Origin of the sequence: Psychrobacter sp. van23A (assembly GCF_030845275.1) — a bacterium.
GTDB classification, from domain to species: domain Bacteria; phylum Pseudomonadota; class Gammaproteobacteria; order Pseudomonadales; family Moraxellaceae; genus Psychrobacter; species Psychrobacter faecalis.
In genome coordinates this window covers 1,567,108-1,591,752 of the sequence record NZ_CP132595.1, presented here as the reverse complement: position 1 = coordinate 1,591,752, position 24,645 = coordinate 1,567,108, and the positions used below count along the sequence as shown (strand labels likewise).

General features: G+C 42.1%; 17 protein-coding genes and 1 tRNA gene. 8 read left to right on the top strand and 10 right to left on the bottom strand.

Annotation, left to right across the window (positions count from 1 at the left end):
- The first annotated feature begins 1 nt into the window (after position 1).
- Positions 2-643 carry a hypothetical protein gene (locus RAH45_RS06750; protein ID WP_306495032.1) on the top strand — a complete coding sequence of 214 codons (642 nt, stop codon included), beginning with the start codon at positions 2-4 and terminating at the stop codon, positions 641-643.
- A gap of 45 nt (positions 644-688) precedes the next feature.
- Here the strand turns inward: RAH45_RS06750 and RAH45_RS06745 are convergent, their stop codons facing one another.
- Entirely contained in the window at positions 689-895 is a 207-nt protein-coding gene (locus tag RAH45_RS06745; protein WP_306495031.1) for a hypothetical protein, read from the bottom strand.
- Between the two features lie 206 nt (positions 896-1,101).
- On the bottom strand, positions 1,102-1,392 hold the full coding sequence (locus RAH45_RS06740; RefSeq protein WP_306495030.1) for a hypothetical protein: 291 nt from the start codon (positions 1,390-1,392) through the stop codon (positions 1,102-1,104).
- 127 nt (positions 1,393-1,519) lie between these two features.
- Here RAH45_RS06740 and RAH45_RS06735 point away from each other — a divergent pair, with 127 nt between their 5' ends.
- From RAH45_RS06735 to RAH45_RS06720, 4 genes are all read left to right on the top strand, one after another.
- Positions 1,520-2,884, top strand: a complete 1,365-nt coding sequence (locus tag RAH45_RS06735; protein ID WP_306495029.1) for a serpin family protein — start codon at positions 1,520-1,522, stop codon at positions 2,882-2,884.
- A gap of 11 nt (positions 2,885-2,895) precedes the next feature.
- Positions 2,896-3,411, top strand: a complete 516-nt coding sequence (locus RAH45_RS06730) for a hypothetical protein (protein ID WP_068405430.1) — start codon at positions 2,896-2,898, stop codon at positions 3,409-3,411.
- Positions 3,408-4,256, top strand: coding sequence for a hypothetical protein (locus RAH45_RS06725; protein WP_201508704.1), 849 nt, complete (start codon positions 3,408-3,410; stop codon positions 4,254-4,256). The genes RAH45_RS06730 and RAH45_RS06725 overlap by 4 nt, the downstream gene beginning before the upstream one ends.
- A gap of 131 nt (positions 4,257-4,387) precedes the next feature.
- Positions 4,388-5,350 carry a tetratricopeptide repeat protein gene (locus tag RAH45_RS06720; RefSeq protein WP_306495028.1) on the top strand — a complete coding sequence of 321 codons (963 nt, stop codon included), beginning with the start codon at positions 4,388-4,390 and terminating at the stop codon, positions 5,348-5,350.
- A 132-nt stretch (positions 5,351-5,482) separates the two neighbouring features.
- Here the strand turns inward: RAH45_RS06720 and RAH45_RS06715 are convergent, their stop codons facing one another.
- The 8 genes from RAH45_RS06715 to RAH45_RS06680 form a co-directional block, all read right to left on the bottom strand.
- The gene (locus RAH45_RS06715) at positions 5,483-6,226 is read right to left on the bottom strand and encodes a tetratricopeptide repeat protein (protein ID WP_306495027.1); all 744 of its coding nucleotides are present in this window, start codon (positions 6,224-6,226) and stop codon (positions 5,483-5,485) included.
- 307 nt (positions 6,227-6,533) lie between these two features.
- Positions 6,534-7,610: a 3'-5' exonuclease gene (locus RAH45_RS13765; RefSeq protein ID WP_373429161.1), complete on the bottom strand. Its 1,077-nt coding sequence runs from the start codon at positions 7,608-7,610 to the stop codon at positions 6,534-6,536.
- 48 nt (positions 7,611-7,658) lie between these two features.
- On the bottom strand, positions 7,659-9,191 hold the full coding sequence (locus RAH45_RS13760) for a UvrD-helicase domain-containing protein (protein ID WP_373429160.1): 1,533 nt from the start codon (positions 9,189-9,191) through the stop codon (positions 7,659-7,661).
- A 3-nt stretch (positions 9,192-9,194) separates the two neighbouring features.
- Positions 9,195-9,401, bottom strand: a complete 207-nt coding sequence (locus RAH45_RS06700; RefSeq protein ID WP_306495026.1) for a hypothetical protein — start codon at positions 9,399-9,401, stop codon at positions 9,195-9,197.
- Between the two features lie 268 nt (positions 9,402-9,669).
- Positions 9,670-10,872 (bottom strand): tyrosine-type recombinase/integrase, encoded by a 1,203-nt coding sequence (locus tag RAH45_RS06695; RefSeq protein WP_306495025.1) that lies wholly within the window; start codon positions 10,870-10,872, stop codon positions 9,670-9,672.
- A gap of 170 nt (positions 10,873-11,042) precedes the next feature.
- Positions 11,043-11,115, bottom strand: a tRNA-Arg gene (locus tag RAH45_RS06690).
- Between the two features lie 72 nt (positions 11,116-11,187).
- Positions 11,188-12,018: a hypothetical protein gene (locus tag RAH45_RS06685; RefSeq protein ID WP_191691993.1), complete on the bottom strand. Its 831-nt coding sequence runs from the start codon at positions 12,016-12,018 to the stop codon at positions 11,188-11,190.
- Between the two features lie 65 nt (positions 12,019-12,083).
- Positions 12,084-12,656, bottom strand: coding sequence for a hypothetical protein (locus tag RAH45_RS06680; RefSeq protein ID WP_144297910.1), 573 nt, complete (start codon positions 12,654-12,656; stop codon positions 12,084-12,086).
- A 468-nt stretch (positions 12,657-13,124) separates the two neighbouring features.
- Here RAH45_RS06680 and RAH45_RS06675 point away from each other — a divergent pair, with 468 nt between their 5' ends.
- The 3 genes from RAH45_RS06675 (at position 13,125) to recD (ending at position 24,592) form a co-directional block, all read left to right on the top strand.
- Positions 13,125-17,633, top strand: coding sequence for an exodeoxyribonuclease V subunit gamma (locus RAH45_RS06675; protein ID WP_306495024.1), 4,509 nt, complete (start codon positions 13,125-13,127; stop codon positions 17,631-17,633).
- Positions 17,634-17,822: 189 nt separating this feature from the next.
- On the top strand, positions 17,823-22,283 hold the full coding sequence (locus RAH45_RS06670; RefSeq protein ID WP_373429189.1) for a UvrD-helicase domain-containing protein: 4,461 nt from the start codon (positions 17,823-17,825) through the stop codon (positions 22,281-22,283).
- A 101-nt stretch (positions 22,284-22,384) separates the two neighbouring features.
- Positions 22,385-24,592 carry an exodeoxyribonuclease V subunit alpha gene (gene recD / locus RAH45_RS06665; RefSeq protein ID WP_306495890.1) on the top strand — a complete coding sequence of 736 codons (2,208 nt, stop codon included), beginning with the start codon at positions 22,385-22,387 and terminating at the stop codon, positions 24,590-24,592.
- The last annotated feature ends 53 nt before the right edge of the window (positions 24,593-24,645 follow it).

Genomic DNA, 24,645 nt, shown 5'->3' with positions numbered 1-24,645 from the left:
AATGCATTTTTTATATCGCCTACCTGTTTTGATCATACTATTTTTGTCCATGCAAACCGTCTGGGCCTGTATGCCACACTCAGAGAACGATGTATTTATTGCTCGTCTGCAATCATCGCAGCCTACATTAATGGATAATCAGCAAAAAGGCTTCGACTTGCAATTTAGCAATCCACGCTTCGTTTTTCGCACGCTTAAAATGTGGTTTTTTTATTCTACTCCTAAGCACTGGCAAAGTGATTTTGAGCTGAAAAGTATCACGCCAAATGACCTAGTTATTGGCTTAGCATATGCGGCCAGCGGTAATGAGCCAGCAAACTATACGGTGACATCACTAGCGACACTGAGCTGTGAAAATAATGAATTAATAGTTGGTAAACCATTAGTGCCATTTCTGGCTTGGAATCGAGAGAACGGCAGTTGTCGCCATAATAGCCACGATGCTATAGGAATATTAGACGGATTTATATACAAGGATCAGGAATATTATTTACAGCAGCTGCAAGCCAAATATCCTACCTGCAATAAGCTGAACGCTGCGTTCCCTAGCGGCGCTGATAAGAGTGTGTCTGAACAAGATGCCACTCACACTCAAACATCATTTTGGGGAAAGATTAGATTATGGTTTGGGCAATGGTTGTAGGCCGCTACATAAGATTTTGGGTTGATTTTAAAAAAAGGCATTCAACTATATATGTAAAGCACAATAAACCTTCTCGCTTTTATAAGCCTTATCGTCTTCAAAGCCCTTACTGACAAGTTTTACCGAATTAAAAGTTTTGCCTTCATCATTAGTGACCATAACGACTAACTCTTGATTCTCAAAACTTTGCAATTCTTTGATGAGTTGTTTGATGGTTTTTGTTCTGGCTTCCCACTCTATTACATCGCTCATAAATCAGTCTCCGTTTATTTTTAATTCCTATCGCAATGATTCTTAAACACTAAGCAGAATACCGTAAAGCACGAAGAGTAAGCAAAGGAAAATATAAAGCACAATCCATTTAAGCATTCTATTTTCACTAGAGTTAATATTAAAATATAGAGTGAGTTAATTAAGTACGTTTACACCGTCACAAATAAACACTACTTCCCAAAGCCTTACTTGTCTTCAGAGGTCTTATCTTCTACTGCTTCTACACTTTCGTCTAATTCATGATTAACGTTTTCCAGCTTATCAAGTTTTTCATAGAATATTTGCTTCTCATTCCCTTGATTACTAAAAATCGTGAGGAAGCTGGAAATTTTATCGGCCGCAGAGCTATTGAAAATATCACCGTCACTGCTACTAAATGACTTGGTCTCTTTCACGCTTACGATATCTAAAAATATCCAACCTGCGGAAACCATCACCACTAGTATAACCAGCCATTTCAACACAATTTTTTTCATAAATACCTCATACGCTTATTGATGACTCATCTATTATCTCAGAACTTATTAGCATTTGTTTACTAAGTCAGTTTACACCCCTGTATATAATCAAAGCATCCTTCAAATATCAAAAGTATAAAACATTATGAATAACAAAAACCCAATCAAAATTATGACGAACAAGCATATCGCCCGTAGTCTTGCTCTTAGTGGCTTATTGTTGGTCATTACTGGCTGTAATAATAGCTTGGTAAACACCAAAGCCGCCCAACCAGTCATCAATATACCTGCCTTGCCAGACAAGACTACAGGGCAAGCGGACTCTAAAGCCGATAGTAAAGATGACCATACTGCTGCAGACGACTCTGCTTCAACGTCTGAAGGTATAAGCGCAGTAGTTAACGCTAACAACCAATTCGCAGTGACCATGTATCAACAGCTAAATGGTCAATCAAAGCAAGTGGATGCTAACGTATTTTTCTCACCTTATAGTTTAACCAGTGCTATAGCCATGCTCTATGCCGCAGCGGAGGGGAACACCAAAGCGCAAATTCAAAAAACCTTTTACTATCCGTCTTTACCCATCCTGAATCCAAACAGTGCCGCCCTCTATAATCAATTTAACAAACCCAGCCCAAACTATAAATTGAACACCATTAATGACTTATGGCTGCAACAGGGCCGTACTCCCAACCAAGCCTATATCGATACGGTAAAACGCTACTATGGTGGGCAGGTCAATACGCTTGATTTTAAAAACAACACCGAAACGTCTCGTCAAATGATTAATGAGAAGATAGCCAAACATACCAATCAGATGATTCCTGAACTGCTATCAAAAGAGAGTACCCAGCCAAGTACCTCGGCGATATTGACCAATGCGGTTTATTTTAAAGCGGATTGGAGCAGTCGTTTCTGGGTAAGTGGTGATATGCCTTTTCATTATTTCAATGGCACAAGCAGTGATGTAGATATGATGTTCCAGAATACTGAATTTAGGTATAGCGAAGATGAGCAAGTACAAGTCGTTGAGCTGCCTTATAAGGGAATTGAATTATCGATGCTAGTGGTTTTACCAAAGTCAAAGGAGCCGTTAGCCATGCAGACGCTCATCAAGAATTTATCGACGACACAAATCACCGATTGGACTAAACGTCTAAAGCAGCAAGATATTCTTCTGAATCTACCAAAGTTTAAGATAGATGAAGGCTACCCGATGAAGGCAGTGCTGACGGATATGGGCATGCCAAGCGCGTTTGGGAATCAAGCTAAGTTTAACGTATTTGCAGATAGCTCACCCATCGCCATTGACGATATTTATCATCAAGCAGTTATCGACGTTAATGAAATAGGAACAGAGGCGGCAGCAGCGACAGGCGTCGTTGCCGTAGACATATCTGGTCCTATGCATCCACCAGTCGCGTTTAAAGCCGATCACCCGTTTCTTTTTATGATTAAAGACAATAAAACCGATGCGATATTGTTTTTGGGTCAGGTGAATAAGCCTTAAGAGAGCGAATAATGAAACCAAAATTTAAATGGTATATGGTGCCGATATTGTTGATATCCGTTATAGCCTGCGATCCTGTCATTGAAATGACGAATACTAATCATAATGCCCAAACTATTAAAGTGGAAGATGAGAGTGCTGCCAACAAACCTACTGAAAACGAAGCACCCACGCGCAAGCAGCAAACGGTGTATGTGACTGCCCTTGATGTTGATTCGGATATGGGTGATGCCGCTGCGGCTCATGGGGTATTGAACACAAAGAATGGCTGTTTATATATGGATGACCTCTTACTCGTTGTAAGTAGCCCACATATTACCTGGACTCAAGACCCTTTTACGATATCCGATATCAATGAATTTATTTTTGAAATTGGTGATACTGTTTTAGTAGGTGGCTCACAAGCTGACTATAAAAATATGGCTTCATTTGCCAGTGATTGGAAAAACCCACCTTTAGCGACTTGTAAAGCTGAAAAAATCTGGTTAATGAATGGTATTAACATACCTCGGGAAGATCTACTATGACAAAGCATAAAATGAATAAAACACTAGCTACGCTACTTATTACTAGTAGCTTGCTTAGTGGTTGTACATCGACAGAAGACAGCAGTATTGATATTGTCTCTAAAATTCCCAAGGAGGATAAAACGATAGAAGTTATTCCTATTTCTACCGTTGCTCAGGACAGCAAAGAGACCCAAGTTGCCCCTATGAGTAAAGCTCAAGCATTAGCCATAGATGCAAAGCATTATGCACGAGCATATGAGGTTAGCCATGTTGAAGCAATGCGCCGTATGCTTGTCATGAATGATGCCCAAGAGCAGATTGATGCTATCAAAAAAGAATTTTCTGATAGGTTGGACGATGCTGGATTCACTAATGAGCCAGAGTTTGCGCTCATCGTAAGCCTATTTGGTGATGGTGCGCCACCTGATCGCACCATATACCGTAATGCTGACAAATTAGAGAACAAACCTATTATATTGTCAGCAGCGGATAAAGAAATGAGGGCAGAAGGCTTTGCTATCACTCAAATGGATATCGATAATGCTGTATCTCTTATTGAAAAACCAACTGCCATTAAAGTTAAATTTATCGATAATTCTAAATCCAAACCACTCACTCAAGAACAAAAAGACAACTATGAAGCGCGATCTGAAGAATTACGTAAACGTATTCCAATGCTAGTAGGTATGGGTTATAAGGAAGATGAAGGGCTATTTGTTATAGACGTGCATGAGGATGATTCAAAAAAAGCAGGGTTCACACCAGAACAACTTAAAAAAATCGGTCAAGAAGTTATGAAATCACCAGTACGTATAAAATTTTACGATGGTTATGCTACTGAGGATGTAGCCCCTATAGAATAAAAAGGTAATGCTGTTATCATTTTTAGGGTATACCTAATAAGACTATCCAATAATATATTTGAGATCATCACGATAGGCATGTAAATGATAAATTGTAGTGTTATCTGGATTAACGAACAGGACGAACAGCTATGAAAAAAAGGCTAGCAACATTTTTACTGACTGGCATTCTGCTGACAGGGTGTCATAAAGCCATTGTTACTCAAATAAGTAGTTCTCAAAACGTAGTTTCAGCCGTAAAATCAGCTATTGAAAAAGAATTTGAAGACATTGCAGTACAAGCTAATCAAGGCGATGCTGAGGCTCAATATAGCCTTGCAGTAATGTATGACGAGGGCGAAGGTACACGCGAGGATAACGCTAAAGCCATTGAGTGGTATACAAAATCTGCCAACCAAGGATATGATCTTGCTCAATATAACCTTGCAATCATGTACGACGATGGCGAAGGGGTAGATGAGGATCACTCTAAAGCTATTGAATGGTTCACGAAATCTGCTAACCAAGGCTATGCTAAGGCCCAATACGAACTTGCTTGGGCTTACTACAATTACGATGGCACAGGTACAAGTGAAGACTACGATAAACATAAAGAGTGGAGCATAAAAGCTGTTAACCAAGGAATTGGACCAAGGAAATTCATTAATGGCGTACCGCATCGAAAGAGCGAACGTGTGCGTCAAAATGATGCCAAAGTCGTTGAGGCGTGGCAGAAATTAGCTAACCAAGGCGATGTTGAGGCTCAATTCAACATTGGTAACGCTTACTACGAGGGTAAAGGGGTACGTCAGGATTATCCTAAAGCTATCGAGTGGTATACAAAAGCCGCTGACCAAGGATATGTTTCTGCCCAATACCAACTTGGAACAATCTATAGCTATGGCGAAGGTGCTCCTCAGGATTATGCTAAAGCCGGTAAGTGGTATCTAAAAGCCGCCAATCAAGGAGATGCTAGATCTCAATATAACCTTGGTATGATGTACCTCAATGGCATAGGCGTACGTCAAAATACAGTTATAGCGAAAAAGTACTTTTCTAAGGCTTGTGACAATGGGTATCAATTGGGCTGTAAAAACTCAAATATATCAGAATAGGTATCTAGAAGCCTTTTAATTCATAGTGTAGAAAATAATCAGATGGCTGTGCGTCCAGTTTTTTAGGGCTTTCTTGATTATAAATATTCTCTATACCAACAATCGGTTTCTAAAGTGGGTGAATTAACAACTTTACTCATTAAGTTTTTGATAATCATCGCAACCATCTTGATAGCCTTTATCACAAGACTTACCAAGCCACTCTTTTGCAGAAACGATATTCTGTTTTACCCCTTCTCCTTTGGCGTACATTACCCCAAGATTGCGTTGAGCTATAGCATGCCCTTGATTGGCAGATTTTTGAGTCCATTCAAATGCTTTAGTGTAATGTTTGGGAACGCCTTTGCCTTCGGCATATATCACCCCAAGGCTATATTGAGCTGCAGCATCACCCTGATTAGCTGCCTTATTAAACCACTCAAGAGCCTTAGCGTCACTTTGAGTTGTGCCTTTACCCTTAAGATACATATCTCCAATTTTTGATTGGTATAAATCAATACCGTCATCGGCTAAGTTTTTATATAACTCAAATGCTTTAGCATCGTTTTGATGCACGCCTTGACCCTTCTCATACATCAATGCCAGCATCCCCTGCATTTCTTTGTCTCCATGGTTAGCTGCTTGTTGTAACCAATAAAATGCTTTTGAATAATCTTGAGGAAGGCCTTTACCATAGTAATATATAAGCCCTAATTGTCCTTGGCTTGAAGCGTCTCCTAGATTAGCTTGTACTGTGAGATCATCAAAATCCTTCTCAACATCCGATTTCACGGTCGGAACATTGTTTTGAATGCTATTCATCTGAGTATCAATGGCTTTATTACACCCTGTCAGCATGATGCCAGTAAGCAAAAATGCTGCTAGTCTCTTTCTCATAACTGCTTATCCTATTATTTAATGAAGTTAACACTATAATTTATGGTGGTGTGTCAAAAAGTATGCTGATTAAAATCTGAACAATTTTTGAAGCCTTGAAAGCCCTATAGAATCAGAGAACTTAGCATAGATGTCTTATGGACTTTTATCGCCAGCATACTTTTTAGAACACCACCAGAATTTTTATATAAAAAAACTGAAATTATTGTCGAACATGTTTATAGTGATAATTAAAGCTAAAAATGTCGCGCATACACCAGCAATGTGTACCTTCAATGTGCTTTAGCTTAATAAGTTCATTCTATTCTTAGAGAATCTTTATTGTATTCTTACACTGGTCGTCAGGAATGCCATAGCCACTACATCCCCAAAACTTACCAAACTTGCTTTCACGCATTCTCATTGGGCGACCACATTTATTACATATTTTCATTGAATTGCTACAGTCTCTATTGTTGCATAAGCTTTCATGTTCTCCATCAACAGATGGTGCCTCACACTTCGTACAGACACGCGCTTTACCTACTGTACAACCTTTCCCAGAGCTACAGCCATAAAAACTGCCATACTGTCCTTTTATTAATCGTAAATAGCCGTTTACGCAGTTAGGGCATTTAAATATTTTCCTATGACGTTCTTGAAACGATTTAGAGAAGATGTTGATGTCATATTTAGGGGCTAGTAACTCAAGAACAAATTCTGAGGGCGCTGTGGGACTAGCAATAATATACGATTTCTTTTTACAGCGCGTTATACCAACATACAGCAAACGTCGTTCTTCAGAATGAGGGAATGAGTCTAATGTTGGAAGTAGAGCTTCTGGAATAGCGTCCTCGCGGTTGCCATTAGGGAAGCCGCTTTTCCCTTGGAAGAAGCCAATTAAGATGCAATAATCAGCTTCAAGCCCTTTAGATTTGTGAAAGCTCCAGAAGTTAATGTTTTTAGACTTTTCTTTACCTAGAAAATCACATGAATCTTTTAGCAAATAATTATACCTAGCAATAATCGCTATTGAACCCTCACGGTCATTTGCTCTAATCTTGCTGACAACCTCAGCGACTCTACTATAGAGACCATTCTCTTCACCAGTCTTATCATCTAGTAAATATACTTGTGACTCATGTGCCATGTCATGCGTTTTGATGTGCTTCTGATACTGTTCAGGGTTCTCCATGATGAACGTCCCAGCAGTATCAGCAATGCTATTGTTATAGCGGAATGTCTTTTGGAGCATTGTTAGCGTGTGTGGTCCAACCAGCTCATTGAATCTAGTGGTGAGCTCAAGTTTACCACCTGAAAATCGATAGATAGACTGCCAATCATCACCGACAACGGTTAATGAGGGATCAGGACCTTTCTCAATAATACTATTAACAAACTCCATCCGAGAAGCTGATATATCTTGAAACTCATCAACAAGAATATATCTCCATTAAGGTTTATATTGACCATTATCTACAACTGCTATTGCACGAATAATCATATCGTCAAAGTCAATTGAATCAGTAGCTACAAGCTCTTCAACATACGCGTTGTGCAAGTCAGTGAGAATGCGTGTTTTTTTCTTTGCTTGTGAGATGCCCGCTTTTTCTAGTCTATCAAGTATTGAGTTTTCATTGAGCCTTTCAAAACGAGTGGCTTGTAAAGCCTTGATAAGCATTTTGCTCCAAGTAGCAATTTGATTGCCTTCCTTGAGTTTAGAGAGTAATTCTTTTGAAGCCTCTTCAACTGAGTTTTTATCAGGAATGACCCCGACAGCAGCCAGTCGTTCTTCAAGACGAGCTTCGAGTGCATCTTCAGTCCAGTCATAATGGAATGTTTCCACTAAAACTGTTTCAAGCTCTTTATGCAATTTACGCTTGCTATCTATAGACTCGTTATATGCTTGCTTATCAATATCTGGTCGAGTATTACCCTGCCTATCAATGCCGAAGTGCTCGATGTAAATATTAGAGTCCGATATATGAAAATCAGGTTGGTAGTCAAAACCTATGTCAATTCTACGCTTACTGATATAACGCGCTTCATATTCGTATGCGATCTTATGAATAGCCAGCCAGTTAGCTATCCTGAGTTCCTGATACCCTTTGACCAACTCGCCTTGGAGAGTTCTAAACTCATTGTCTCTGATATGCCGCTCATACTCTTCTTGAGTCTTAAAGTCGAAAGGATTCACAGGTTCTGGGAATAGCGATATAAAATCGACCATTCTTTTGGGATCTTGTGTTAAATACTCTATTAGCCACTCTGTTACCCACGCACCAAGCTTTAAGCTGTCTTCAGTGAAGACGCTCATATAGGTTGAGATACCAGAATCCCCTAGGATTTTTCTACCTAAAGCGTGGAATGTTGAAATTTGAGGGGATTCAGTTAATACAATGCCTGAGTTCTCAGCTTTATCAGCAAGCCGTTTTTTTAACTCTTCAGCAGCTGATTTATTGTAAGCCAGAACTAGAATCTCTTGAGGTACTGCTAGTCCCCTATCAATAAGGTCGAGTGCCTTTGCAACCATTACAGAGGTTTTGCCTGTGCCAGCAGCAGCCAGTACCATATTCTTATCATTAGAGCGAAGTACACCCAGTCTTTGCTCATCAGTCAACGGGTTTGACTCTACGCTATCAAAAAAAGACTTTCTTCGTTCTAGGTTGATTTTTTCATGATACGCGCCTAAGGTTTCTTGTTTGATAGGGTAGAGGTTGTGTATCTTCTCAACTTCGCTAAACAACTTAGGGTTGCTAAAGTAATCCCATGGCACCTTAGCATCTTTATAAAATATAGACAGCTCATCTGCTAATGACTTGATTGGTTCTATTTTAGAATCTCTAGGGTAATTACTCAAAACTCGAAGGTTAAAGTCTTCAATTAGGTTAAGAAGATGGGGTTGTAATGACTGAGCAATCTTTTTGTTGATAGACTTTAAAAACGCTGTAGAGTCAGTTTTGGATAAAAACTTGTGTTCTTGCAATGATTAATTGTTATGAACATATAGAGTTGCGCCAAAGAATCCTTCTTCAATATAAGCAAATCTCTTAACTTCAGCGAAAGATATGAGCTCTGTTGGTCCTTTTTTGGTGTCTACAAGCAAGCCTTGATCCGTCAGACGGACGCCTTTTTTACCAAAAATCTTGCCAAGAAAATTAAAATTTAATTGATCAACCGTAATAATCTCTTTCACTTTTACTCTCTTATATCGTTAAGTAATTTCGAGTTTTTGAAATTATTTAATACATTGATTAACTGTTTCTAGGTACTAAAATCAATAAATTATACTAAAATAGATAAAAAGCTACTAATGTAACTAGTATTTCCACTTTAAAGGTATTCTAGCCATTAAGCAGCAAGATGGACTCGATGCTTTTTATTAAACATAGAGTTAGCAATATTTTTTATGGTTTTAATAATATGGTTCGCTAGCGACGTTCATGTAGATATTATTTAATTATCTACGATTTCAATTCATCTAGATAATCAGCCCATTTTTGCAGCATTTCCTTACGTTCTTTGATCAGAGTTGTTCTATTGTAGGCACGACCGTGCATGTCACGCACGCGATGACCAAGCTGCATTTCGACTAATTGTTCACTAAAGTTGAGCTGTTCAACAATCATGGTGCGGGCGCTGGCGCGGAAGCCATGTATAGTGTGGATATCACCAGCAATGCCAAGCCGCTTGAGAGCCTGATTCATTGTGTTTTCGGACATTGGTTGGACGCTGGTGTGAATGGCAGGGAAGACGAACTCACTCCTTCTATGCTCAGAAAGGGCGGTTAATATCTCAATCGCTTGATCAGGTAGTGGCACAATTAGTGATACACCAGTCTTGCGTTTTGTCTTGCGAGGGGTGAAAGTCCAAGTCTTTTTTTCTAAATCGAACTCATCCCATTTAGCATAACGCATTTCACCAGCCCTGACAAATAACATCGCAATTAATTTTAAAGCGCTTCTAGTCTCGAATAAGCCGTTGTAATCATCAATGTCACGTAGCATAGCGCCAAACTCTATAGGGTCTAAAATGGCAGGGTAGTGCTTCACAGGTGGCTGTTTTAAAGCCCCTTTCAAGTCTTGAGTAACATCACGCTCACATCTTGCCGTCTGCACGCCATACCTGAATACTTGACCCGCCAGCGACTTCATCTTTAATGCCGTTTCAAGAAAGCCTTTAGATTCGACAGGCTTGCAAGCGTCAAGCACGTCTATAGGCTTGATTTGGCTAATTGGCATGTTACCTATAGTCTCATTCAAATAGGCGGCATAGCGGCGGTTATTCTTGTGTGTGGCGGGTGATAGGTGTATCTGCCTTGATATGTACTCTTCCGCTATTATCTCAAAGGTGTTATTGGATTCTAGCAGCTGTTGTCGTTCATCGTCTTTCTTAACCTTGCGCGGGTCTTCACCATTGGCTAGCTGAGCTTTAATAACTTCTCTTAATCGCCTTGCGTCTGCTAAGCCAATTTCAGGATATTGCCCCAATGTCATCGTCACTCGCTTCTTGGTAACAGGGGTTGTAAAATCTTGCCGCCATGATTTCGTGCCAGCCTTACTGATATGCAGATACAAGCCACCGCCATCGGTGAGGTTTTGGATTTTGTCAGTAGCCTTGGCGCTGCTAACCTGAGTGTTTGTAAGGGGTTTGACAAATTTAGCCATTTTATACAGTATCCTTTTAGTGGTTTTTAATTCGATACTGTATAGAATACTGTAATTTATCCAGTATGCAACTGGTATTTAAAGGTATCTACTGGTAAATAAAGGGCAAAAAAAAGCCCTGTAAGCTATGCTATCAGGGCGTTAAAGGGTGGTAAAGGTATGTATAGTAGTGCGCCCACAGGGACTCGAACCCCGATCGATCGCTTAGGAGGCAACTGCTCTATCCTGTTGAGCTATAGGCGCGTGGTGGAGTGCTATTGTAAAAAAAAGGTCTGACAAAAGCAATGCGTAATCATCAGGCAGCGGGCCTTAGACTTATTTACCATTGCTAAGCGCGTCGGATACATCTACCGAGAGCTCGCCGGTTGCTTGTTTGGCGCGTGAACTTGGTTGAAATAAATTGTCCATATCATTCTTATAACCGTCGATATTGGTATAATTATGCTGGCTTAAGATATCTTGTCCGGTACTTGAGAGCAAAAAATTTCTAAAATTAATCGCCGCAGGGTTTTGCGTTAATACCACGCCATCTACCGCTTGCTCGCCTTGTAGGGCATAGCCAAAAGAACTCAGGCTACGGGTATTGGTATTATCGCTTTTGGCGTGAGCCGCCACTTCTGCATCAGCTTCATCTACGCCATCTTCTGCTTTTTTAACTTGGGCGCTACTATCATTTAATTTGTTTTGGTTGTGCTTGTCTTGAGCGGTTTTTAATTGTTCTTGCAAAGGCGCTAGGCGCTCTTTTGACAGCTTGCCATTCGCAATGATTAAATCGGTATCTATGAGAAAAGACGCGCGCTCATCGTCGGTGCGATGACTGTCGGCAAAATCATTAACGAATAACGTTAAAAGGGCAGCCGAAGGCACATAGTTTGTTAATATTTGCATATTTGGATAGCGTGCTTGAAAGCTTGCAATCACCGCATCTAAAGGTGCTTGCAGCCCATCTTCTGCTTGGATGTGCAAGGTGCTTTTTGCAATGGTATTTTCGTCATTATCCGCAGACGATGTATCATTGTTATTTGCCATAATCGGCAAAGGGTCCATATTTTTGCGGTTACTGGTCCATAACCAAGTAAAGATGGCGATAAAAATAATCAGCAGCAGTAAAATAAGCCCCGCTAATAGCAGCTTGTAATCTCTCATAAGTTACCGCTCTTTTTTTGGTTAATGTGGTTAATTGATAGAGTAGATGATAAATGGTAACAGATTTATTCTTGATGGTTTAATACTTCGTCTACTAAATCTGCCAGCATATGAGCAAAGATGTCCGCGTCTTTTGCTACAGGTGCTGCCGTACTTGGCTCATTAGTTTTTTGTTGGGTAGGATTATTTTCGTTATTACTGCTAGCATCATTAGATACTACTTGGAAGCCTGAAACAGGCGCGTTTTGTTTATCAGTCGCTTGAGCAGCTGCCATATTAGTAGACAATGCTTGCAAAGCCTGATGCGCGGCCAATGGCGATTCACCGGTGGTAAGTTTGTCTTTAAGCCATTTAAAACCGTGGGCTTCCCACCATGCTTCAAAGCGTGGTAACGTGCTGCCACGCACCGCTGCTGGCAAGTTTAAAGTACGAAGTTTTTGGGTCAATATCGGGTCGCTAATGGCTTGATGGATGCTAAGATAAAGACCACTGCTATCGTCAGTATAAGGCTGCCTGTTTTGCCATGACCTATCATCAATTTTCATGCGGGGCAATTCCCACAGCTCACCGCGGTAGTATACAACATACAACCGGCGTTTAGGATGAACGAAAATGGCATCAATGGGGCGCATGGGCATAGTATTCTGTTATCTCTTTAACAAAAAAGTTTAGGTAAAGGGTAGAGCGACATCCGTTGTCGCAAGCGCTCTTGCTTTATAGGTGACGTGCTGGTAAACCACCGCGAACAGTGGCACACTGATCAGCAGATTGCGCACGTTATTAGCTTTTCTCACTACCAACCGTGTTATTAATACTCATCGTTTATTATTAGCGACAGTTTTACTGCCAAACACAGGGTGTTATGCATGAATTGGTACTATAATATCTACTGTTTTTAATCGATATTATGCTAGCAGAAATGCAACAGACTAACGAGCAGCAAACATAGATTGATGAGTGTTGCCTACCACGTTTCTTCTTCAGAAAAAGTATGAAACCATACGCTATCATCAGCTTTGCCGTAAAATTTACACGCTCGTCGTGTTGTTTTTAATACTCAATTTTTACTATTCCAGCTTTATTCATTCAAATAGATTACCTCATTTATGTTTACCATTATTCAGTCGCACCGCACCGAGCTTTTAGTTGAGCAGTTGTTGGAGGCCTATAAGTCCAAAAATCAACCCATTTTTGAAGAGTTTGTTGTCATTGTGCCATCAATGGTACTTGGTGATTGGCTAGACAAGTCTATTGCAAGCCAAGCGGGTATCAGTACCTTAGTGACGACGACGTTTTGGGGTCAGTATCAGTGGATATTGATGCAGGATGTGTTGAGCCGCCACAATGCCTATTTATTAGAACAAAACCCTGTAGCGTCAACGTTGAATGTGCCTGAGGTGGCAGTACTGTCACCAACGGTAATGCAGTGGCGATTGTTTGGTTATTTGACTTACTATCAAGAGGCGATTGTCGCTGATGAAAAACATCCCGTTCATCCACTGCTGGCGTCTTTGATTGATGAGCCGCAAGAAGAAGTTCAGCAGGATAAGGCACAGCAAGATGCGCGTATTTGGCAGCTGGCAAGTGATTTGGCGAGGGTGTTTAACCGCTATTTAACCCATCGTGAGGACTGGTTGGATCTGTGGTCACATAATAAGCCGCTTAATGTGGATGCGCTGATAGCGGATAAGGATGCACTATCCTTGCGCTTCGATAAGTATGCACGTGGCACCCCTGAATGGTTGGTGGCGCACTATGTAGAGTTAGAGGTCGCGCAGCGTTTCTTATGGTCGCATTTGTTTGCCGATGTGCATCAGCACCGGGTGGCACTTGAGGATACTTTTTGGTCAGCGCTAAAAAGCAACAAGGCGAATGAGCGTGCTCAACTGCCCAAAGTTCTGCGCATTTTTACCATTCAGCAATTGCCACAAACCGAGCTCGACTTTTTACAGCGCTTGTCACAATACATGGATATCACACTGCTGCACTACAACCCATCCAAGCTGTTTTGGGCGGATATTGTTGATAAATCATGGCTACAGCGTCAACAGATCATTAACCCTGAAAGCGTGTTTCTGCGTGATTATGGGCACAGTTTGCTATCACGTTTGGGTAAACAGTCGCGTGATACTTTTGCGATGCTCGCAAATTTATCGGGTAATGAGCAATACCAAGACGCACTCGTCGAGTGGCAAGATATCTTTAATGAGGGCGATGATAGCAATGATGGCTTGAGCGACGAGTTCAGTATTGATTTTGATGATAGTGCGCAACAGCTGCAAAAGAGCGTAAGCTTATTGAGACGTTTACAAAATGATGTGTTGATGCTCGATGAGCAGTCTACCCAGCAAGCGACCGCGGCCAAAGTATCGCAAGCAGTCAGTAAACAAATAGAGACCGGCTCTGATCAAAATGAGCAAGAGACGCCGTGGTATGTCGATGAAGCATTAGAGAATAAACGCTTTGAGAAGGAGCGTTTTTGGGAAATGTCTGCGCAAGATAATAGCCTAAGTATTCATTCATGCCACAGTTTACAGCGTCAACTTGAAGTACTGCGCATCATGATTGGGCGCTGGTTGAATGAGCCATTAAAACCTGGTAAGAAAAAACGCCATATATCCGATATTGTCGTGTTGCTGCCCGATGTTGAGCGTCACCATGCGCTGATCAGCTCTATTTTCGTTAGTGGTAAAGGCCAAGACGGTTTGACCTTGCCTGCAAAGGTAACTGGTGTGGTCGATGCAGATATTCGTCAGCTATGGGAAGCCATCATTGGTTTTTATAAGCTGTTAGGCAGTCATAGTGCCCGCTTTGAAGCCGCCGAGGTGCTTGATTGGCTAATGCTGCCACCGCTGCATGAAAGTTTTGGCTTAACCCATGATCAGATGAGCCGTGGCTGTGATTTACTGGTAGAGGCAGGCTTTATTCGCGGCTTTGATGAATGGCATCTTAAACAAACCCTAGATAGCAACGACTATGACTACCGATTTACCTTTGCTCAAGCGTTAGATAGATTAACCTTGGGTCTCGTGATGCCAGAGGCCAGTTTAAGCGATTGCTTATATCCTTTGGCACAGGAAGAGTGGCCAAGCACTGCCTTGCCGGAAATGAGTTTGCCGCTGCCGCAAGTGAGCCTAAATGATGCGATAATTATTGAAGCGCTTTGTCGTATTTATGCCGGTTTGACTGCGCGCCGTGATGATCATACACAAAAACTAAAAGCGGAAGATTGGCTTGATCAGATTGAGAAACAAGTCATTCATCGCTACTTTAGTGATGTCGATCAAACGCGTACGATGCGCGCCATCTATAACGCTATGAATGGCTTTAAATCAAGCCTGAGGGCCAATCGTCACTATAGACAGTACGCCAGTAGCGATAGTGTCAGTAATGCTAACAAAAAAGAAGTAGAGCAAAGGCTGGCAGGCGTTGAGCAGTTGCCATTAAAGCTGAATTTTATGCTGGACAGTATTGAAGCAGAGCTTGAGAGTCAGCAGGTCAGTGCCGAGCCGACTGGGGTGATTACCTTTGGTCGATTTGGGGCGCTCAGAAATGTGCCTTTTGATTTGGTGGTGATGCTCAATATGGATCTGTCTGAATTTCCTGGGCGTGATCTTGATAATCGCTATGATTTGATGAAAGCCACCAATGCCCGCCGCGGTGATAGAGTCAGTGAAGATGATGATAATGGTGCATTTTTAGATGCCTTGCTGTGTGCGCGCAGTGCTTGCTGGATATTTTATAACGGTCAAAGTCTGTTGGATACCCACGAGCACCTGCCAGCCAACCCAGTTAGTGAGCTATTACAATTTTTGCAAGGTGAGGTGCAGTGGCAGGTCAACTCGCTTGAAGCGTTAGACACATTACCTGAGAATGTTGATTCTACCACCGAGAGCCTTAAGCGTTATTTACCTAAATTGATTAAACAGTGGCTGCTGACTGAGCATCCGGCACTGCCGTTTCATGAGAGTTTGTTTGAAACAGACATTGAAGACGCAGATGTTTGTGAGCAAGCGTCTGACACTCCTAAGCTCAATTTGAATGAAAGCACAGCTATCCACACTGAAAATGATATTCAAGACAACAGACTTATTGATAATGCAGATGAGTTAGATGTTCTTTTGAATACAGCCATGCGCAAAACCAAGCTTGCGCAAAAACGTCAGTTTCCTCCGGCGCCGCTTTGGCAAGCAGTGTTTAATACCTTAAAGGGCAGAGCATTTAGTGAGCATGCAGAACTGGTTAGCTTGCCTACCAAAGCACAGTACGAATCAATTGCTCAGCTGCTTGGTCAATCTCTAGGTCAGTTAGGACAAGTAGACAATCAAACCTTATATGTAATAGCTGAGATGTTGTCACTAGACGCAACAGCTGTATTCAATGATTCTGGTGAGGTTAATGACCTTACTAAAAAGGCACTTTCCGAAACTGTATTTAATATTGGAGAGATAGACGTTGAAGGGGTATTGACCTATCAAGTGCGCCATCCTGCCAAGGCATTTTTGCGTACTCAAAAGGTGCATGTGGTGCAGGGTGAGGAAGCGATGGCACATCAAGAGCCACTATTCCTAGACAATCTAACGACTTATCAGATAAAAGAGTATCTGATTAACGAGCTGGCGAGCGATGCAGCAAATAATAGTACCGACAGCACCGCCACGCAAGACAGTCCAATCTTGATGTATCAAAAAATCATGCCAGCAGGTGTGGCGCGCCAAACGACCTTGCCCAATCAAAAACAAAAACTGCAGCAGCAATGTCAGGAATTTAAAGAACAGCTAGTTGCTAATGGCTTGGATGATGCCCAGATATTAGAGGCAAGCGAGATAGGTGGTTTGCAGCTACTGACCCCAACCACCGAGCATCCCGTTCAGCTAGAGTTAGCGACTGTGTTGAACCATGCTGATAATGCGCCACTACCGAAGCTATTGCCTAAAATAGTTAAAATAAAAGGTTCAGTACCAATATCAGTTCCTACATCAGTATCGATAGATGCCAATCACCATCCCTCTAATCTACAGGCTGGCGTGTCCTATGCGGAAAACTCACCCAAGCAGTGGTTAAACATACTGCCCAATTCTGCTAGCCCCAAGCATTTAATCAAGTTTTGGTTGTCGCATCTGTATTGGCAAGTTGCCAGACGTACCACTGCCGAGCAAGTCGCAGCAGATGATGGCGTGAGTATTTGGCGCTTTAACAAATCCAACTCGCAAGTTGGTAAATATAAAGATGTAATCACATTTAAGTTAAGCCCTATTGTGTATGAAGATGCCGTGACCGAGCTGATAAAGTGGGCGATATTTGGCAAGCTAGTAGGTCAAGTGCCGATTACCTTATTGCCAGAATATGCGCTCAGTTATCTTGATAAGTGTGCAAAAGCGGCAGAGAGTGAAGATGAGAGCGGCAGCTATTGGCCAAAACGCGCAGACTTCTCAGATTGGCTAAGACCTAGCTATCACGTAGATACAGTATACGATACCTGCTCGCAGCATGCCATTTGGCAATACGTACTGCGTGATCAAGACGCGTTTAAAACCTTATCAGCAGCATTAACGACGTTAGCACAGCCGCTTTATGAGCCAATGTTTACAGCGCTACAAGGTTTAGATAGTTAGCAGGCTAGCTGGTTACTTAAAACTGTTTAAAACGGTTCGTTTTTTGCCCTTTGGTTTAATTGATAATAAAAAGTGTACGCCCCTATGACAGAATTTACCGCCACCACTCACATGATGGACATTTCTACCCAGCCACACGCATCTGATACATATCAGGGTATGACTGACAGTGAGGTTGCGAATCACGACATGATTAAGCCTAAGAATAATGCGGATGTGATACCAGCGGTTGATGTTGCATTGACGGGTCGGCATCTTATCGAAGCGTCAGCTGGTACTGGTAAAACGTGGACACTAACTGGCATTGTACTGCGTCTGTTGATTGAGGCACGGCGTGCACCAGAGCAAATCATTGCGACGACCTTTACTCGCGCTGCGGCTGCTGAGATGCGTCAGCGCATTCATGATCGTTTGGTGGATTTCTATCAGCTGCTGCAATGGGTGAATAGCCTGAGTGCTGACCGCGCTAATAAAGAGAGTTTGTATCCACATATATTACAGGTGACACCTGATAGTGATAAGCAAGCAGTCAATAGCTCAAATACGGATTCAAACGCTGAAATAGATGCAGATGAACTAAATCAAGACTTTGTTTATAACAACGTTCATGACAAAAAAGCTGCTGCTGAAAAGCGTGCACAAGCAAAAAAAGATCGTGAGGACTGGTTAGTCGCTCAGGCTAAATATGTGCGCTTAGATGACATCATGCAAGACCCTATCAATCTGCATCTGGTCGGCTACTTGCTTGATCATGTATACAGTTATCCTATGACAGAAGCCATTCGACGCACGGCGCTTGTATTAACCACCTTGGACAAGCTGTTTGTCGGAACCCTTGATAGCTTGGCGCAAAAATGGTTGAAGGAATACAGTAGCGAGACCGGTCATCAGCAAGGGATGGCTATTATTGAAGACAGCAGCATTGAGCAAGTGACGGACAGTATTGTTCATGATGAGCTGCGTCAGTTTCAAAGTAGGCTGTATCACGAGCAACCTAAATTGTATGCATTGATGGATCAGCAAGGTAAGCTGACGGCGGTGGGCGATCATAAAAACTATGTAACTCGGTCGCTGAATTTTATTTCTGCGCCAATTGATGAAGTTGTGAGCAGTGATTTTTCTTTTGAGGGTTACGAGCGGCTTATCCATAGTATCATTGAGCGCAGCGATGAGCTTGATGCTTTCTTTAAGCCTGACGGCGAATATTATGAAGTTCCCAAAGGACAGTTGCAGAATAACAGAGAGTCTTGGCCGAAAATCGTTCAAGTGTTAGAAGAGTCTGGTTTCGCCGCTTATAAGTTCATATCAGACAAAAAAACTTATACTGGAAAGTTAATTGAAGCGTTTCAGAAAACTGATGATATAGGCAAACAGTTCTACAAGCCAAAAGATGGTGAAAGAGTTAATTTGATATTTAATGAGTTGCAGGTGGTTCGTGACTTTAAACGGTATATTGAAGAAAGCAAAAAGCTCGATGAATACGTTATTACTATTTTAGCCAATCTCAATCGCCATATCGTGTTGGCGGTACGTGACAGGCTACCGGTTATATTAGAAGAGCGCGGTGAAACCACCTTTAGCTTGCAGATGGTGCGTTTAAACCAAGCATTAACGGGTCGGCAAGGAGAGAAGCTGGCACGTTATATTCGTCATCATTATCCCGTGGCATTGATTGATGAGTCGCAGGATATCAATGGCGAGCAAGCCACTATGATTGAAAGCATCTATTTGCCAACAAATAAACGTAAACCGTCGGCTAATGACAAGCAGGCTACGGGTGATAAAGCGAGCAATAAAACCAACCATGAGTTTTTGTTGTTGGTAGGCGATCCTAAGCAGGCCATTTATGGGTTTCGCGGCGGTGATGTCGCCAACTACAATTATATGAAAGCTCAGTTTGACAAAAGTAGCCTATGGACGCTCGATATTAACCGTCGTTCAAACGCCAGTGTGATTAATGCTCTAAACTGCTGGTTCGGTATGCCTGCGCCAGTGACTCATGAGAATAGGCTGGCACAGTTAGGTAGTGGTATTTATTACCGGCACATTAAAGCTGAAAAGCAAGAAAATCAGCTGTCTTGGTTTAATGATTCAAACATACTAAGTAGCGAGTTAGTAAATGACGTACTCTCTGCTCAGCCAGTGAGTGTGTTGCACCTACCTTATGATAAGGACAAGGAGCTTGAGTACGATGAACATGAAATCACAGCGCGTCATATTGCGACCTTACTCAGCAGTGGTCAGGCGTTAAAAGGCAAGCCGATTCAGCCGAGCGATATTGGCGTGCTGGCACGTGCCAAAAAAGATTTAAAACGGGTGGAAGATGAGCTGGTAAAGCTCAATGTGCCGACCTTGACCACCAGTGACGTGAGTATCTTCGAAACCGTCATGGCAGAGGATGTGGCAGCGCTGCTGAGTGCTATGCTATATCCGTATCGTCATGACATGATTAATCGGGTGCTGACCAGTCATTTGTATGGCCTGAGTATCAAAGATATTAAAGCCATGATGATTGACCATGAGGCAGGAGCTGTAGATTTAAATAGCGCTAATATAAAAGCCATTGATAATAAGAAAAGCTATCAAGACTTTATTAGCTATTTAAAAGAAGGTGCCCAGCGTTGGCAGCACTTTGGCGTATTATCGGCCATGCATTACTTGTTAGATCAAAGCCCTGTGCAGCCGCAAGGCGTTTGGCAAGCATTAGCCGCCCATCCAGAAGGCGATCGTCATATTATGGATTTGCGTCATGTAATGGATATATTAGCGCAGTATGGTATCGGCATGGGTGAGTACGAGCTGCTGGCCTGGTTTAGACAAAACATAGATAGCGCGCCTAGCAGCGATTGGGCCAAGCAGTATCCGTTACCGACAGAATCTGGCGTGCAGCTAATGACCATTCATAAATCAAAAGGGTTGGAGTTTCCTATTGTCTATGTGCTGGGTATGGGTGATGCCAGTAGGAAGTCAGGTAATAAAGAAGACTATGGGTTGTATCTCTACAACTCGCAACAAAACCCTACCCAACAAGATGTTACTCAACAAAGTCAGTCAGCGTTGGCGCAGCAATCGACAGGCAATCAGCGCCGATTCTCTCCTGTACAAGGCTCTGCGACCACAAAGGGTTACTATACCGATATTGAAACGCAGGAGGGCTTCGAGGAGCTGCGCCGGCTTGGTTATGTGGCCTTTACGCGCGCCAGTGAACAGCTTTATGTGGTACTGCGAGATCCCCACAACAAAACAGGGTTTGAATTAAAGCCGGTGTTCTATTGGTTTGAGTCACCAGAGCCAAAATTTGAATTGCCAGATAGATTCAAAGGCACCATAGGTATGATTAGAGGGCATAAGGTCAATGAGTTCTATAACGATAACTGTGCTGCTACTAAAGCAGGCAAATTAACAGAAAGTGGATCGCCCGATTTTATTACGCCCAAAACCGAACCTATTGAGTATGATGATTTTTCAGAAGTTATGAAAATCAATTACTTTTACGGTTGGGCTAAGACCAGTTTTACCGCCTTAGCCCGTCAGCTAGATGAGTCAACGCAGACAATGGCTGTGATGGATGAGCGTATTGATGATGGGATAGATATTGATGTTGATATCAATATCACCGAAACGTCAGTTCCACCGTCACTGGGTGGTCATGCATCAGATAGTCATGACGCTGCCGCGCAAGTCGATCAGGCAAGTCTCAAGTTAGAGGATGATATTCGTTTTACCTTTGTGAAAGGTGCCAATGCGGGTACATTTTTGCATGAGATATTTGAAAAAATTGATTTTAATAATAAATCCCAGTGGTCTCAGGTTATCGATAGAGCTATTAGTAGCTATCAGCTGCCGTTGGTGTATAGCAGTGCTGAAACCCAAAGCCGTCGATTACAAGCGAAGAAGCAAGAGCAAGGCGATAGTGCTTCATTAAATACTGATTCATTGGATTCGGACTCGATAGATGCTAGCAAGCATGCAGCTCTCATTGGCTGGATTGAAGAGGTGCTACATACGCCGCTATTAGCGTCTGATCAGCCGTTACGCTCTATCGATGCAAGTCAGAGGTTCGCTGAATTAGAGTTCAATATGGGACTGTCAGAGCGTTTTAAAGCACAAGATATTAATAGACTCTTTCAGCAGTACCTGCCTAATGAAACCGACAAACATGTCAATCTGGTTCCGCAAAACAAAGCGCATTTATATCGTTATTTACGTGGTGAAATCGATTTGGTGTATGAGCATGCTGGCAAGTATTATGTCGTCGATTATAAAAGTAACTTTTTAGGAAATAGCCTAAGCGATTATAACGAAGCTACGCTCAAGCAAGCGATGTCTAAAGCAGGGTATTGGTTGCAAGCAGCCATTTATCAAGTGGCATTGCATCGGTTTTTGTCGATGCGAATTGCTGATTATGTAGGCAATGAAGCTAAGTATTTGGGCGCGGTGGAGTATGTCTTTTTACGAGGCGTATATGATCCAACCTCTCAGTTGGTGACTAAAGCAAAAGAGGCGAATGTACTGAGTGGCGGCGACTCAATAGCCAGTGAGACAATGCATGACAAACCAACAAACAGGGCCCGCTATGGACTGGTGACGTGGGATATTCCTATTGATTTTATTAAGGCCTTAGATGCATTGTTTGGCATGCCCAGTTAGCAGGGTACACAAAATGAATGCAATTACGAATTTGATGCAACAAATTACTGTAGCGATTAATCCTATAAGTATAGAGAAAAACAGACCATGAGTAATAATTTATGAATAATAATAAGAGCAGCGCTGCTATTAGCTTACAAGAAAGCTGGGCCAGCAACATCAGTGATTATATTTTGCTGCGCCGTCAGCAAACGCATTTAGCGTATAACGTGACCGATGCCAAGCTTAATACTGGTAGTGAAAAAATAGACAGAACACCAGACAGCGGTTTATTTGCAGCCTTATTTACTATGTTAGCCGCGCATTTAGAAGAGGGGCATACTGTACTCACCATTCAGGAAACTGAGCACGAAGTACCGCTCAGCGGTCATATCAATGACGAAGTGGTGACACTATATGCTTGGCAACAGCAGCTGTTAGAGATGCTAGCGATGCCGCTTATTGCCTTGAATGACACTCAAATAGAGGTTCAGTCAGAGGTGGATATTACGGCTGAGGTATCAATATTCGTACTGCTAGAGAACTTGTTTGCTAAGCAAGACCAGCTATGGGCGCAGCTGGCACTCAGTAATCATGAAAAAGAGATCTTGGTTAAAAGGCTTGATACAGTAGCGGCACTCTACCAATTATTGAAAAATAGTAACTTAACGTTTTTTTCTAAGTTAATCGATGAGCACACTTTGTTCGCTGACGTTAATGCTAATACAAACCAGAATGAAAATATAAATAGCCTAAGCAAAAATAATCAACCTATCGTTTATCAGCTTGTAAATAACAAAAAGGCTGATAAACAAAACGCAGCAATCACTTTTTGGTTACACAGAGCTTGGCAAGCAGAATTTAACTTAGCCGCGCGCATCAACACTATTTTAGACCATCAGGTAACACCGCTAGAGATAGCAATACCCGAAAACCTACACGAAAATCAGATAAAGGCAATTAATGTCGCCAATAACAACGCCTTTAGCATTATTACTGGTGGACCAGGTACGGGGAAGACCTACACCGTTGCTCAGCTAGTGATTGCACTGCAACAGGCAACAGAGAGTGGGGCAGATGCGTCTAAAAGCATTAGATTTAGCACTGACAGTGCCAGCTTGGCATTAGCAGCACCAACTGGTAAAGCGGCACAGCGTATGCAAGAGTCTTTGCAAGCCGCGTTAGGCACCGCGAATGTCGAACTACAATTACAAGAAGCCAAAACCATTCATCGCTTGCTAGGTATCGGACGTACTGGCAGACCGCGTTATGATGCTAATAATCCACTGGGCGAGGATATTATTATCGTCGATGAGGCGTCGATGCTAGGGGTGGAGCTGGCGAACTATCTTGTGAGTGCGGTAAAGCCTGGCGCAAGGCTGATACTATTAGGAGATGCGAACCAATTGGCAGCTGTAGATGCAGGGGCGGTACTGGCTGACTTGTGCCGCATTCCGCGGTTAGAGCCTATCCATGCAGAGCTAACAGAGAGTCGTCGATTTACATCAGATTCGGGTATTGGTAAGCTTGCTTATCAAATCAATAAGGCAAAGACAGATACTCATACTATTTGGCAGCTGTTAAAGCATGATAAGGTACTGAGTTTTCAATATGTGAATAACATTAACCCCTTACAAACAGAAGCTTCTCTACATAATAAAATAGAAAATAGCCTAAGCAAAAATAAAAATATCTCAAACCTCACATCAAACTACCACACTTACATAAACAAAATAAAAACGCTGCTGATAAATCCGATAGAAAAATCCGTGCCAGAATCAGTTAAAGATACCATTGCTTCATTAATGGAAACCTTTAATCAGTTCAGGGTGTTAACTGCTGGCCATAATGGCGAGTGGGGCGACCATTATATTAATAAATACTTTACTCAATGGCACCTTACTGAGCTTAAGCTACCACTGGGTCAAAACACATGGTTTCATGGTCGTCCCGTTATGGTCCTTCAAAACAATTATGAGCTAGGATTATTTAATGGCGATATTGGGTTTTGTTTGCAAACTGGTAATGAGCGTAGTCGACTCGAAGTGTTTTTTGAAAACAAGAAGCAGGGGATAGCCGTCAATCTTCTCAATGAAGAGGTGATCGCCACAGCCTATGCGATGACTATTCACAAATCGCAAGGGTCTGAGTTTGATCATGTGGCCATTACTTTTGATAATAGTCATGCAAGATTGCTGAGTAAAGAACTTATTTATACCGCTGTGACCCGTGCCAAAAAACAGGTAACCATATATAGTACGAAATCCGCTTTGGAAAAGGCCGTCCAAACACCCACTGAGCGCCATACGGGTTTGGCATTGCAATTTTAATTGCCACTGACTACAATCAAAGCAATAAGCAATAAAAAAGCATCCAGTCGGAT